Raw genomic sequence first — 13474 nt, 5'->3', positions numbered from 1 at the left:
AGATTTAAAATGCGAAAAAGTGATACTAAATCTAAAGGGTTTACACTCGTTGAAATCTCTATTGTTCTTGGGATAGTTGGCATTATTGTAGCGGGAACGATTACTGGACTGAGCAGTTTCCAAAAAGTTAAATATCAGCAAGAATCTGAAAATAATCTTTCAAATATTAAAGAGCAGTTGCTCAAATTTTCTCAAATAAATAAGTACCTTCCTTGCCCTGATGCTGACAATGATGGACTAGAGAATAGAGTTACTGCTAATCCTGGTGCAGAATGTTCTGTGTCTATTGGTCTTGTTCCATTTGTTGATATTGGTTTAAGCCAAAGTGATACTTTTGATGGTTGGAATAACCCCATTCGATATGTTGTAAATTCCGAAGCAACGGATAGTGTGACTGTCTGTGATGCAACAGATTCAGCGAGTTTCTTTTGTAATAGAAACGACGATGGTGCATTTTTCTCTTTAGCCACCCCTCCTATCTATAATAATGATGGTAGTGGAAACTATTTTATTTGTAATGAATCAGCTACAGCTTGTTCAGGAACACCAAGTGATGCGCATTTGGTCACAAGCACGGCTTCTATAGTTTTAGTCGCTTATGGCGAAAACTTCAACTCAACAATGGTGACAACATCCCCTGATTGTTCAGGACTTTCCGGTGCTGAGAATGAGAATTGCGATGGAGATGCCTATTATCACCAACAAATAATTAGTGATGCCGATGGTGCTCAGTTTGATGATCTAATTGAGTACATCACAGGCTATGAAATTAAGTCAAGGGTGTTATCCCAAAAAATTACGTATAACCAGTTTGTCGGTGGCACGGGTGGCGAAACAATTCTTCAAGAAGAGATCCCTGATCCTACCTTTAGAAATTATTCGTTAAATGAGGGTGACTATCAGGCTTTACAGGGTGACGCTGGAGATGATGACCATGATGAAAAAAATCAAGATGTCATAGCCGTGGATCAGAACGTAACCACTGCTTTGGATTTAGGCAAAGGGGATGACTATGTTTTGATAGGAAATGATTTGTCTTCTGGCCTTACCTATGACAACAAAACTGGCATAATCAGTGATTATGGCTCAAATGCAGCACTTGATACAGGTGCAGGAGATGACAGTGTCTACATTGCTAATGATGCATTCTCCGAGGTTGATTTAGGAACAGGTAACGATAAGTTTGTTATTAGCGGAGAGCTACATGAGCTTTTAACTGCTGGGGAAGGTGATGACAAGGTCTGGATTCAAGCAGACTATTCCGGTACTGAGTCTTCTATGAGCACAGATGTAAATGATTCTACTCCACAAGATGTTGGAGAACCCGTTGAGTACGACAGTGAAAACGACGCCCAAACGGCAATCGAAAATTTTAATGAAAATAGCCCAGGTTCTGAAGAGATAAACAGAAATGGTAATCAAGAATGGTGGGTGTTGGATGATGGCTACCCTCAAGAGAATGGTAATGAAACAGTTTATATTTACAGACGCCTTTACTATTTTGAAGATTAATCTTTCAAGAGGAGGAAATCATGACTAAGTTAATGGTCGCACTAGGAATCATAATTCTTTCATTATCGAATAATAGTTATGCTCAATCAAAGACACCTTACTCTCAAGAAGAGTCGTTTGAGAGAACTGTTACGGAAACTCTAGACTTAGGTTTGATCGGTGTTGATCTTGGCCCTGGGGATGATGTGTTATGGCTAGGAAAGACCGAAGACCCTGAATCTGGTCGCGTGGATAAAGCAATCAATGGAGGTGATGGATTTGATACGTTGGTTCTCGAAAATATTGCTTCGTGGGGTGAGCTTACTAACCTGGAAAAGGCCAATATCGTTAATTTCGAGTTAATAATTTTTTCAGAATCTGGTGGTCGCCAAACTTGTAAGTGGGAAGAATGTGGCAACTAAGAATTTATGAACTGCTTAATTGTGGATGACGACCCAGCATTGCGAAGCATGCTGGGTTTTTCTTTAGAATCTGAAGGTTGTTCTATTTTGGAGGCAGCTTCAAGAGAGCAGGCGCTTGCGTGTTTGTCTGAAAACGATATTCAGGTAGTTGTGTTGGATATGGGAATGCCTCCAGCGGAGCATTCACCTGATGAGGGATTGGCGGTTTTGGACTGGCTGAGCCGTCATATTTCTAAAATTAAGACGATTGTTTTAACGGGGCAAAACGTCGAGGCTACCTCCTATTTGGCGCTTAAACATGGCGCGTTTGATTTTCTTGAAAAACCGGTAGATAACCTGAGTTTGTTGCAAGCTGTCAAAAGAGCCTGTCTGTTTTATGATCAAGAAGAAAAGCTTAAGGATCAAGAAGGACTACACAAGGTTTCAATTGATGTGTCCTTGGGCGAAGGCGTTAAGCATGTCAGAAATTCAGCAGAAGAGAAGTTGGTAAGACAGGTTTTGATGCAAACCCAGTTCAATGTGCATGAAACGGCTCGTTTGCTCGGCTTAAAGCGTGAAAATGTGTACTACTTAATCAAGAAGTATTCCATTGACCGAGATGACGAGGCTTTCTCAGATTAGCATGGAATGGATACAGGCCACTATTGAATTTCTCTCTTCCGAGGGATGGTTTCTCATTCTCCTGTTAGGCATTGTTTTGGTTGTTCTGGCGCTCTATTTTCGATACCAAACACTTAAATTAAGACACAGTATTTCGCAACTCTACAAAATTAACGAAAACTGCCAGCAAGATGCCTTGGAGTTTTTTCATCAATCTTGGCCACTTCTTAACCGTTCCGGTTGCTTGGAGCTTGAAGCGAATGTCAACTGGTTTGGTGAAACCTTTAAAATTTCCAAAGGCTCAACACTGGACCAAACTTACCTTTATGCATTTACTGCGTCCGTCGATGACATGAAATTTAAGGTGAGTGCCTATTTGTCTTATTCAGGACAGCAACCAGAAAGTATTGCTCGCGTTATTCTTATCACTTTTCAGCATATTCTTGAGCAGGATTTAATGCTCAAACAGTCGCAAATTCTTATTTCTCAAAAACGACTTGAGCGCTACCAATTGTTTGTTCAGCATGAGATTAAAAACATTGCGCAGTTCCTACAATTGCTTTCAGATCAAGTGCAAACCATCGAAGCTGAAGAGGCTTGTAACAAATTAATGAACCGCTTGAAAGCCTCAGTGCCGTTTATGGCACAAAGAGCGAAACGTACCTTATCGCAGACCTATCAACCTTCACAAGTTTTACAGAATGAATGGATCAATATTGAGTCGATGATTTTAGATATCGTGAAGGTGAATGCACTGGCTGCACAAATTAAAGGGGAAGCGAATGTGTATCTTCCTCGTGAATTGATGTTAGAAGTTTTTAAAAACATTCTAAATAACTTTCGTGATCATGGTTCAGGGAGTGAGGTGCTGAAAATTCGGGTGAAGAAACAAGCTGATGAACTCAGTGTTCAGATAGAAAGTTCTGAGATAAGTTTGCAGCAGGTTCCGATAGAACGGATGTTTGAACCGTTTTGGACGAATAGTGAAAGTGGCATGGGATTGGGGTTGTTTCTTGCAAGAGAGCTGCTCAAGCAGATAGACGGTTTGGTGACATTTCGATCAAATACTGAAAATCAGACATCTCTATTTGAAGTGAGTATCCCTATAAAAGATGTGTTAAATCAATAAATCAAATCGAGTAAAAAAAATTTACTCTGTTTTTTCTGGTTGAGATGGCTATTATGAAAAGCACACATACGTGTTTTTCTGTAAATTCATGAGAAGGGTCATATTATGAGAAACAATTTCAAAGCGAACGTTCAATCGTTGGCGAAAAAACAAAAAGGTTTCACGCTCGTTGAAATCGCAATCGTACTGGTCATTATCGGTCTACTACTGGGTGGTGTACTTAAAGGTCAAGAGTTGATTGAAAACTCGAAAGTAAAATCTGTTACTTCTGATTTTGAGAATATTACTGCAGCTTATTATGCTTACAGAGATAGAACTGGTTCATATCCAGATGATACGAGCAGTGATAATACCGATAGTACTGGAGTAACGCAGTTTTGGGATGATTTAAGAGATGAAGGTTTTTTAACGGGAACAGGAACTGGAAACCCTTCTCATGCTATAGACGGATATTTTTCATATGATACTGCAGGAACTAATACTGGTTTTGACAAAGCGATTTGTGCTGGAAATATTGATGGTTCAGATGCATTAAATATCGATACTAAATTTGATGACGGAGATGGACAAACTGGTGATATCCAAAACCAAGCTGATGCCGCATATGCTGATGGTACAGTTATTGTTCTGTGTAAAAAGCTTTAATTCCACAATACTTAAACTTCTATAATTTTAACCCGCTTCGGCGGGTTTTTTATTGTCTAAAATTTCTTATCGTTTCTTTTTCCGGCTTTATGTTAGAATACGCGACCTTGAAATTTTAAGAAAATGTCTAGGTTTTTCATTGACCTAGCGTTTTAATCTAGTTTTATTGGGATTGATTTCGTTTTCATTTTTTCAGCAGGGAAAGACTTTGATGGCACAGGACGCGTTGCAAACCACTTTGACAGAGACTCCATTCACGGGTGGTCTTCATGTGATTACCTATGGTTGTCAGATGAATGAGTATGACTCGGATAAAATGGCGAGTCTGTTGCAAAAAACCTATGGTCTAGAGTTGGTCGAGAATCCAGACGACGCGGACGTGGTCTTGATGAACACTTGTTCAGTGCGTGAAAAAGCTCAAGAAAAAGTCTTTTCTGAACTCGGTCGTTGGCGTAAATGGAAAGCGAAAAAGCCGAATCGCATTATTGGTGTGGGCGGTTGTGTTGCCTCACAAGAAGGCGATGTGATTCGTCAACGTGCGCCAGCGGTCGATGTGATTTTTGGCCCGCAAACCTTGCACCGTTTACCGGCAATGATTGATGAAGCGCTGCGTGTGCGTGGTGATGATTCGATTAAAAAGAAAAAAGCCGTGATTGACATCTCGTTTCCTGAAATTGAGAAATTCGATAATTTGCCCGAGCCGGAAGTCAATGGCGTGTCGGCAATGGTGTCAATTATGGAAGGTTGCTCAAAGTATTGTACCTTCTGTGTGGTGCCATACACGCGCGGTGAAGAGGTTAGTCGTCCGTTTGAAGATGTCATGGCGGAAATTCGCTCTTTGGCAGCACAAGGGGTGCGTGAAATTAACCTGCTTGGGCAAAATGTGAATGCGTATCGTGGTGAAATGGCGGATGGCGATATTGCTGACTTGGCGGTGTTAATGCATGCGATGCGTACGATTGATGGCATTGACCGAATTCGTTATACAACGTCACATCCAAATGAAATGACGCAAAGCATTATTGATTGTTATGCAGAAATTCCTGAGCTGGTGTCGCATTTGCATCTGCCGATTCAATCGGGTGCGGACCGTGTTTTGGCGCTAATGAAACGTAATCACATGGTGTTGGAATATAAATCCACGATTCGAAAAATTCGTGAACATCGTCCGAACTTGAGTTTGTCGGGTGACTTTATTGTGGGCTTCCCCGGCGAAACTTGTGATGATTTCAAAGAAACGTTGAAATTGGTGGAAGAATTAAACTACGATCGCTCATTCAGTTTTATTTACTCAGCGCGTCCGGGAACACCAGCGGCGTCTTTGCCGGATGAAGAGCCGATGGAGAAGAAAAAACGTCGTTTGTATTTCTTGCAAGAACAACTGAATAAACAGACCGCCGCGATTTCTGAGGGCATGGTCGGCACAATTCAACGAATTTTGGTAGAGCGTTTGTCGCGTAATTCATTTACAGAAATCGCTGGGCGTACTGAGAATAATCGTGTGGTGAATGTGGAAGGCTCGCCGGATTTAATTGGCCAATTTATTGATGTCAAAATCACTGAGGCTTATACCAACTCGTTAAAAGGTGAAATCGTTGCGACACCCGAGGCAGATAAGTTCGTTGCACCGCAGTTTCATGCGTTGTAAACTTTTCAAACTAGCACGTAAATCATAATTTCGTTTATTATTGTTTTGTACCGGCCGGTAAAGTTTTTCTTAAAATCTTACCGGCCGGTTTGTTTTTGTTTTATATTTCCAATGAGGCGTTTTTTTGACGGCATTACAAAGCATTGAATTTCAATTGTTCCCAGAGGACAACGAGCGGTTGCAAAACCTTTGCGGTTGGAATCATGAGCATTTAGGTCAAGTTGAATTGCGTTTAGGCGTAGAAATTAATACTCGCGGATTCGCGGTTTCTGTCACTGGTTTGCCGGAACGTCTAGTGAAAACAGAACAAGTCATTCGTGATTTGTATGAACAGACACAGTTTGAGACGCTAACGCCTGAAAAATTGCATTTGGTTTTGCATGAGCTTGGATTTGATGAAATGCAGGCATTGAGTGAAGAACAGCAGTTAATCAAAACACGTCGCAAAACCATTAAAACTCGCAACTTGAATCAAGCCAGTTATATTGCTTCAATCCAGTCACACGATATTAATTTTGGGATTGGACCGGCCGGTACAGGAAAGACTTATTTAGCAGTTGCCTGCGCAGTTGCCGCCTTGGAAAGTGAAAAGGTGCGTCGAATTATTCTGACGCGCCCTGCGGTGGAAGCCGGCGAAAAGCTCGGTTTTCTGCCTGGCGATTTAAGTCAAAAAGTCGACCCGTATTTGCGTCCACTCTTTGATGCGTTATTTGAAATGCTTGGTTTTGAAACGGTTGAGCGATTGTTAGAAAAGAACGTGATTGAAGTCGCGCCTTTGGCATTTATGCGTGGTCGTACTTTAAATGAATCGTTTATTATTCTGGATGAAGCTCAGAATACGACGACCGAGCAAATGAAAATGTTTTTGACGCGAATTGGTTTTGGTTCGACAGCGGTGGTCACGGGCGACATTACTCAGTGTGACTTACCTCGTTCTCAAAAGTCAGGTTTGCGCCATGTGATTGAGGTTTTAGAAGGTGTCAGTGGTATTGGTTTCACCTTTTATCAAGCCAAAGACGTGGTTCGTCATGCATTAGTGCAAAAAATTGTGCACGCTTATGATCGGTATGACCGAAATAAAGCCAAGCAAATTGACGCAAAAAAACGTGATAATACGAATCAGTAATCAAATTTTACCAGTCTAAATGTCTTTAAATTTTCACCGTTGTGAAAAGGAGTTCTCCATGTTAAGCGTTGATTTGCAATGGGGTATCGAACCGCTATCTATTCCCGATGTCGGACAGTGCCATAAATGGGTGCGCGCCGCTTTGCAGGGTGAACTTGCATACCAAGTGGTAGAGATGACTGTTCGGGTGGTGGACGAGGTTGAGAGCCAAGAGCTGAATCGCGATTACCGCGGCAAGGATTCACCCACCAATGTGTTGTCGTTTGAATTTGAGCAGCCAATGGGATTAGTTGAGCTTGGTGAAGAGCTGCCGTATTTAGGTGACTTGGTGATTTGCGCGGCAGTGGTTGAGCGAGAAGCCAAAGAACAAAACAAATCGCTTGAAGCACATTGGGCGCATATGATGGTGCATGGCACCTTGCATTTGCAAGGTTATGACCATATAGAAGAAAAAGACGCGCAAGAAATGGAAGCGCTTGAAATAAAAATTATGCAAAAGTTAGGGTTTGATAACCCTTATGAAGTTTGAGCGAAGTTTAAGCCATTGGTGAAATGTATAAAAATTAACCGGCCGGTAGCTTTTAAAAAAAATTTATTGATTAGGAAATCAAAATTAATATGAGTGACAGTAGTAACGGTCCTTCGTGGATAAGTCGTCTGAGTAAAGTGTTTTCAGATGAACCGGAGGGCCGAGAAGAAATTCTTGAAAAATTGCAAAATGCCCAAGAACAAGGGGTGATTGACTCCGATGCCTTATTGATGATTCAAGGTGTTTTGGAGGTTTCTGAGGCGCGAGTCCGAGACATTATGCTACCGCGTTTGCAGATTGTGTTAATTGATTTGTCCAAAGAGTTGGATGAAATTTTGGAAGAGATGTTGGAAACGTCTCATTCTCGTTATCCGGTGATGGATGAGGGGGAGATTGTTGGGGTCTTGCTTGCAAAGGATTTGTTTCGTTCATTAGTCAAAGGCGAAGTGAAAACCAAGGAAGATTTGCGTGCAATCTGCCGTGAGCCAAACTTTGTTCCCGAAAGTAAGCGTCTGAACGTACTTTTGCGTGAATTTAAAGAAGGGCGCAATCACTTGGCATTGGTGATTGATGAATATGATGAATTGGCGGGTTTGATTACCATTGAAGATGTTCTTGAACAGATTGTTGGGAATATTGAAGATGAGCATGATGATCATGATGAAAATATTAAAAAGCGAGCAGGTGAGATTTACGCGGTAAAAGCGATTACACCACTTGATCAGTTTAATGATTTCTTCAAAACGCAAGTTGATGACGGTAATAGTGAAAGTTTAGGCGGCTATGTCGCTAACATTCTAGGCCATGTGCCGATTGTTGGGGAAGAGGTTGAAGCCGAAAACTGGTTGATTAAGGTGTTGCAGGCAACCGATCGTCGTGCCGACTTATTTCAGGTTTCCCCTCTTCAAGCAGATATGCTAGAGTCAGCGAATGATGATCAAAAACCATTGGATGAAGCGGCTGTATAGTCTGGCGGCTGTGTGAAATAAGAGCCAAGCAAATGCTTGGCTTTTTTTTGTCAAAACAAAAGAAAGGGCAAAGTGTGACCAAGTTAATTTCCGTTTTTAAGTGGATGATTGGATGGTTTAAACCAAATCGAAATCAGATTTCGTCATTTGTATTAGGTGGTTTGGCAGTGACTGCGTTTGCGCCTTTTGAGTTTTCTCCCATTATTCTGCTGAGCTTGGGTGGTTTGTTTGCACTTTGGCTAGGTGAAAATACGGCCAAGCAAAGTGCCAAAACCGGTTTTTGGTTTGGCTTAGGCTTGTTTGGTTTTGGTACGAGTTGGCTGTTTTCCAGTATCTATATTTATGCCGATGTGTTTTTACCGATTGCAATTTTCTTAACACTCGCTTTTATTATTTATTTATCTTTGTTTACTGCGTTGGCGGGGTGGTTGGCCGCCAAGTTTCGCCATAAACCATTGTTGGCAGTGATTCTGGGTTTTCCTGCTATCTGGGTGCTAATGGAGCTTTTGCGAGGTTCGGTTTTTGGAGGTTACCCGTTTTTACTCAGTGGCAATAGTCATTTGCATACTTGGCTGGATGGTTATGCACCGGTTTTTGGGGTATGGGGTATGAGTCTTGCTGTGGCAATGAGTGCCGGAATTTTAGTGGCGTTACTAAAATATAAGCAGTGGTTATCGGCAAGTTTTTTACTGGGTTTTGTTTGGTTGGGTGGAGCAGGGCTTCAGCAAATTCAATGGGTTCAACCGGCCGGTGCAAAAGTTGATGTCGCTCTGATGCAGGGAAATATTCCGCAAGAGGAAAAGTGGTTGGCAGATAAGTTTATTCCAACCTTGAAAACCTACATTACTCAAACCAAATTGAATTTGGATGCTGATGTGATTGTCTGGCCTGAAACGGCAGTGCCAGCTTACTACTCAATTGTTGAAAAGGGCGCGCTTCATTCATTTATTAAAGATGTGCAGTTGCTTGATAAAGATGTCCTGCTGGGTGTGATTGATGACAAAAATGACAGTGATGAATATTTCAATGCACTGATTAATGTCGGAAATCCTGAAGACCGCTACCATAAACAGCATTTAGTGCCATTTAGCGAATATTTTCCGTTTGATGATGCCTTAAAGTTTTTAACGGGGTTGTTTGATATTCCTTACGCAACTTTTAGTGCCGGAACAGAAAAAGGCCAAGTATTGAATCTGGGTGGACAACCGGCCGGTGTCAGTATCTGTTTTGAAACGGCATTTGGTGAAGAATTGGCCAACCGTTTGCCACAGGCTAAGTATATGGTCACGGTGTCAAATGATGCTTGGTTTGCTTACACTTTTGAGCCGGCACAGCAGTTACAGGATGTTCAGATGAGAGCCTTGGAGTTGGGGCGTGAATTTGCCCGTGCCACCAATACCGGACATACCGCCATTATCGGCGTGGATGGTCGTATTAAACAAAAAATTGAGCCTTATGAAGAAAACGTTTTACGAGGTAAGGTTCAGCCTTATGAAGGTATGACGCCTTATGCTCAGTGGCAGCGTTTACCAATTGCATTTGTGCTGATTTTGATTTTTGCAGTGTTGTTTTTGGGATTGCAGAGGGTGAAAAATAGGCCTGAATAACGCGATTGTTTTTGGAGGTTTTGATGGTTGTTTTAAAAAGCGTCACAGAACAAGGAGGTTCTGTGACGATCGACTCATGGACGAGTTTAAAGAGTCTTTTTAAAACAATCTAGCATGATCTGTGCGCGGTTATTATTTTATTTTAGCGAAGCGGCTTTCAGTGTTTTTGCTGCTCAAACATAGGGTGGTTTTCATCTAATGCTGCCAGAATTCGCATTCTCAAAACTGTAATGTCGGTTGGGTCAGCCAGACTCATTGCTTTATCAATCAAGAGTTGCTCCAGTACAGGTAAGTCCATATCCAAAAACTCTTGCACACCTTGCTCAACATCATTTAGGTATTCTGCCAATTGTATGACATCGGCATGCACATCCTTTTGTACCTGCTCAAACTCTTTATCGGTCAGTTCGGCTAGATCGTGGTCTGCTTGTTCGGCTTTTTCAATGGCATGTCCGAGAACTTGCCAAGTTCGGTATTCAGCAATCATCGCTTGGTCACGGGCATGATTCAGTAGTGTGCGATAGGCTTTTAACATTTTATTTTCAGCCATGATTTTCTCCCAATTTATTGTGCTATATCTAATATAATACTGGACTTATTTATTTAATGACAGCAACGAGTTTACATGAAGTTTAAAGTTTTACCGGCCGGTAAAAAACTGCATGGAACTTGACAAAGGATTAAACGTAACGCCATGGCAGAGATGCACTACGAACCAAAAAAATTAGAAGCCGCCATTCAACAAGTTTGGGATGAGAACAAAACCTTTGTTGCCACAGAGGATGACAGTAAAGAAAAATTTTATTGTCTGTCGATGTTTCCCTATCCAAGTGGAAAGTTACACATGGGGCATGTTCGTAATTACACCATTGGTGATGTAATTTCTCGCTTCCAGCGTATGCAAGGCAAAAATGTGTTGCAACCAATGGGGTGGGATGCGTTTGGTCTACCTGCTGAAAATGCAGCAATGCAAAACAATCGTGCACCGGCGGAGTGGACCTACTCGAACATTGATTACATGCGTAACCAACTAAAATCTCTGGGGCTTGGTTTTGACTGGGACAAAGAGGTGGCGACTTGTCACCCAGAATACTACCGATGGGAGCAGTGGTTATTTACCAAGCTGATGGAAAAAGGTTTGGTTTATCGCAAACTGTCTGAAGTGAATTGGGATCCTGTTGACCAGTGCGTGTTGGCAAATGAACAAGTTGTGGATGGCAAAGGGTGGCGTTCGGGCGCACCGGTTGAGAAAAAAGAAATTGCACAGTGGTTCTTGCGAATTACTGATTATGCGGAAGAGTTGTTGAACGACATTGACCAGCTTGAAGGTTGGCCAGAACAGGTTAAAACCATGCAGAAAAACTGGATTGGTAAATCGACTGGTCTGCAAATCTCTTTCCCGATTGAAGGCAAAGACAATCAAACGCTGGATGTTTATACCACACGACCAGATACCTTAATGGGTGTGAGTTATGTTGCAGTGGCAGCAAACCATCCTGTTGCACATAAAGCATCGATTCAGAATGAACCTTTAGCGCAGTTTATTGAAGAGTGTTCGCATATCTCTACGGCAGAAGCTGATATGGAAACCATGGAGAAAAAAGGTTGTGACACTGGTGTGCGAGTGAAACACCCGATTACTGGTGAAATCGTACCTGTTTGGGCGGCTAATTTCGTATTGATGAATTATGGAACGGGTGCGGTGATGGCTGTGCCAGCCCATGATCAGCGCGATTTTGAGTTTGCCAAAAAATATGACTTGCCGATTACTCCGGTTATTTTGCCAAAAGGCGAGGAATCAGTGGATGTGTCTGAGGCGGCGTTCACTGAAAAAGGTGTGTTGTTTAATTCGGGTGAATTTGATGGTTTGAAATCGGGTCAAGCGCTGAATGCAATGGCAAAAGTGTTGGGTGAAAAAGGCTTGGGTGAAAAACAAACCAATTACCGTTTGCGTGATTGGGGGGTTTCCCGTCAGCGTTATTGGGGATGTCCAATTCCGGTGATTTATTGTCCAGCTTGTGGTGCGCTTCCGGTTCCTGAAGATCAATTGCCTGTTAAATTGCCAGAAGATTTAGTGCCAGATGGCGCAGGGTCACCTTTGGCAAAATTGGATGAATTCAAAAACTGCACTTGTCCGCAGTGTGGTGGTCGTGCCAAGCGTGAAACCGATACCTTTGACACTTTCTTTGAGTCGTCTTGGTATTACGCTCGTTACACCTCAAAAGCTTTCACAGAGGGAATGTTGGATAAAGACAAAGCCGATTATTGGCTGCCAGTCGATCAATATATTGGTGGAATTGAGCACGCGATTTTGCACCTACTCTATGCGCGTTTCTTCCACAAGCTGATGCGTGATGAAGGTTTGGTGTCAACCGATGAACCGTTCAAAAACTTATTGACGCAAGGGATGGTATTGGCGAGTAGCTGGTTTACCACCGATGAGTCAGGCAAGCAGACGTGGTATTCACCGCTGGATGTTGAGCCTGTCATGGACGATAAAGGCGCGGTGGTTAGCGGTAAGCTAAAGACTGACGGTACCGAGGTTCAGTATGGCGGCATTATTAAAATGTCGAAGTCGAAAAATAACGGTATTGATCCGCAAACGCTAATTGATCAGTTTGGTGCGGATACTTTACGTTTATACATTATGTTCGCTGCACCACCAGAGCAGACGCTTGAATGGTCAGACAAGGGTGTGGAAGGGTGCTCTCGCTTTGTAAACCGTGTATGGCGCTTAGTTCATGGTCATCTTGAAAATGATGTAGTTGCGGCTTCGACGAGTTCAGACGGTTTGAGTAAAGAAGCGAAAGCATTGCGAATGAAACTACATCAAACACTTCAAAAAGTGGCGGATGACATGGGACGACGCTTGACGTTCAATACTGCGATTGCAGCCTGTATGGAGTTGCTGAATGATTTGAGCAAATTTCAACCGGCCGGTGATTCGGATCGTGCAGTAATGCAAGAAGCGGTTGAGATCTTGGTATTAATGCTTTCTCCGATGACACCGCATATGTCGCAATCACTTTGGGAGTCGCTAGGTAAAGAAGGTTTGGTCGTTGATGTGACTTGGCCGCAAGTAGATGAGTCCGCTTTGGTCAAATCTGAAATTGAGTTGATGGTTCAAGTTAACGGTAAGCTTCGAGGTAAAATCGAAGTCGCAGCCGATGCTGACAAAGAGACGATTTTAGCAACCGCCAAAGCCGATGAAGCTGTGTTGAAGTTTACCGAAGGCAAAGATATGATCAAAGAAATCTACGTCCCAGGGCGTTTGGTGAACTTGGTTGTTAAGGGTTAAATTAAGGTTAA

The 13474-nt window shown here is 42.3% G+C and carries 12 protein-coding genes; 11 read left to right on the top strand and 1 reads right to left on the bottom strand.

What is annotated here, in order from left to right; translation table 11 throughout:
- Nucleotides 1-9: 9 nt before the first annotated feature.
- From D9T12_RS09990 to lnt, 10 genes are all read left to right on the top strand, one after another.
- Nucleotides 10-1512 carry a prepilin-type N-terminal cleavage/methylation domain-containing protein gene (locus D9T12_RS09990; RefSeq protein WP_130538036.1) on the top strand — a complete coding sequence of 501 codons (1503 nt, stop codon included), beginning with the start codon at nt 10-12 and terminating at the stop codon, nt 1510-1512.
- 20 nt (nt 1513-1532) lie between these two features.
- Nucleotides 1533-1913: a hypothetical protein gene (locus D9T12_RS09985; protein ID WP_130538035.1), complete on the top strand. Its 381-nt coding sequence runs from the start codon at nt 1533-1535 to the stop codon at nt 1911-1913.
- 6 nt (nt 1914-1919) lie between these two features.
- Entirely contained in the window at nt 1920-2534 is a 615-nt protein-coding gene (locus tag D9T12_RS09980) for a response regulator (protein ID WP_130538034.1), read from the top strand.
- 1 nt (nt 2535) lies between these two features.
- Nucleotides 2536-3642, top strand: coding sequence for a sensor histidine kinase (locus D9T12_RS09975; protein WP_165395090.1), 1107 nt, complete (start codon nt 2536-2538; stop codon nt 3640-3642).
- Between the two features lie 105 nt (nt 3643-3747).
- Nucleotides 3748-4287, top strand: a complete 540-nt coding sequence (locus D9T12_RS09970; RefSeq protein WP_130538032.1) for a prepilin-type N-terminal cleavage/methylation domain-containing protein — start codon at nt 3748-3750, stop codon at nt 4285-4287.
- A gap of 211 nt (nt 4288-4498) precedes the next feature.
- The gene (miaB, locus tag D9T12_RS09965) at nt 4499-5935 is read left to right on the top strand and encodes a tRNA (N6-isopentenyl adenosine(37)-C2)-methylthiotransferase MiaB (RefSeq protein ID WP_130538031.1); all 1437 of its coding nucleotides are present in this window, start codon (nt 4499-4501) and stop codon (nt 5933-5935) included.
- A 124-nt stretch (nt 5936-6059) separates the two neighbouring features.
- A complete protein-coding gene (locus tag D9T12_RS09960) occupies nt 6060-7061 on the top strand; it encodes a PhoH family protein (protein WP_130538030.1) in 1002 nt (333 codons plus the stop codon).
- Between the two features lie 58 nt (nt 7062-7119).
- On the top strand, nt 7120-7590 hold the full coding sequence (ybeY, locus tag D9T12_RS09955) for an rRNA maturation RNase YbeY (protein WP_130538029.1): 471 nt from the start codon (nt 7120-7122) through the stop codon (nt 7588-7590).
- An 89-nt stretch (nt 7591-7679) separates the two neighbouring features.
- Nucleotides 7680-8558 carry an HlyC/CorC family transporter gene (locus tag D9T12_RS09950; RefSeq protein ID WP_130538028.1) on the top strand — a complete coding sequence of 293 codons (879 nt, stop codon included), beginning with the start codon at nt 7680-7682 and terminating at the stop codon, nt 8556-8558.
- A gap of 74 nt (nt 8559-8632) precedes the next feature.
- Nucleotides 8633-10165 carry an apolipoprotein N-acyltransferase gene (gene lnt, locus D9T12_RS09945; protein WP_240693176.1) on the top strand — a complete coding sequence of 511 codons (1533 nt, stop codon included), beginning with the start codon at nt 8633-8635 and terminating at the stop codon, nt 10163-10165.
- A gap of 157 nt (nt 10166-10322) precedes the next feature.
- Here lnt and D9T12_RS09940 read toward each other — a convergent pair whose 3' ends face one another.
- Nucleotides 10323-10715: a zinc ribbon-containing protein gene (locus D9T12_RS09940; RefSeq protein WP_130538027.1), complete on the bottom strand. Its 393-nt coding sequence runs from the start codon at nt 10713-10715 to the stop codon at nt 10323-10325.
- A gap of 144 nt (nt 10716-10859) precedes the next feature.
- On the opposite strand from D9T12_RS09940, the gene leuS reads away from it, so the two are divergent.
- Nucleotides 10860-13463, top strand: coding sequence for a leucine--tRNA ligase (gene leuS / locus D9T12_RS09935; protein ID WP_130538026.1), 2604 nt, complete (start codon nt 10860-10862; stop codon nt 13461-13463).
- The last annotated feature ends 11 nt before the right edge of the window (nt 13464-13474 follow it).

Origin of the sequence: Thiomicrorhabdus indica (genome assembly GCF_004293625.1) — a bacterium.
GTDB lineage: Bacteria > Pseudomonadota > Gammaproteobacteria > Thiomicrospirales > Thiomicrospiraceae > Thiomicrorhabdus > Thiomicrorhabdus indica.
Note: the sequence above shows the minus strand (reverse complement) of the source record. Positions and strands in the feature narration are given on the sequence as shown.

Coding starts and splice junctions, on each gene's coding strand:
- D9T12_RS09990 (WP_130538036.1), top strand. CDS start 10: ATGCGAAAAAGTGATACTAAATCTAAAGGGTTTACACTCGTTGAAATC.
- D9T12_RS09985 (WP_130538035.1), top strand. CDS start 1,533: ATGACTAAGTTAATGGTCGCACTAGGAATCATAATTCTTTCATTATCG.
- D9T12_RS09980 (WP_130538034.1), top strand. CDS start 1,920: ATGAACTGCTTAATTGTGGATGACGACCCAGCATTGCGAAGCATGCTG.
- D9T12_RS09975 (WP_165395090.1), top strand. CDS start 2,536: ATGGAATGGATACAGGCCACTATTGAATTTCTCTCTTCCGAGGGATGG.
- D9T12_RS09970 (WP_130538032.1), top strand. CDS start 3,748: ATGAGAAACAATTTCAAAGCGAACGTTCAATCGTTGGCGAAAAAACAA.
- miaB (WP_130538031.1), top strand. CDS start 4,499: ATGGCACAGGACGCGTTGCAAACCACTTTGACAGAGACTCCATTCACG.
- ybeY (WP_130538029.1), top strand. CDS start 7,120: ATGTTAAGCGTTGATTTGCAATGGGGTATCGAACCGCTATCTATTCCC.
- D9T12_RS09950 (WP_130538028.1), top strand. CDS start 7,680: ATGAGTGACAGTAGTAACGGTCCTTCGTGGATAAGTCGTCTGAGTAAA.
- D9T12_RS09940 (WP_130538027.1), bottom strand. CDS start 10,715: ATGGCTGAAAATAAAATGTTAAAAGCCTATCGCACACTACTGAATCAT.
- leuS (WP_130538026.1), top strand. CDS start 10,860: ATGGCAGAGATGCACTACGAACCAAAAAAATTAGAAGCCGCCATTCAA.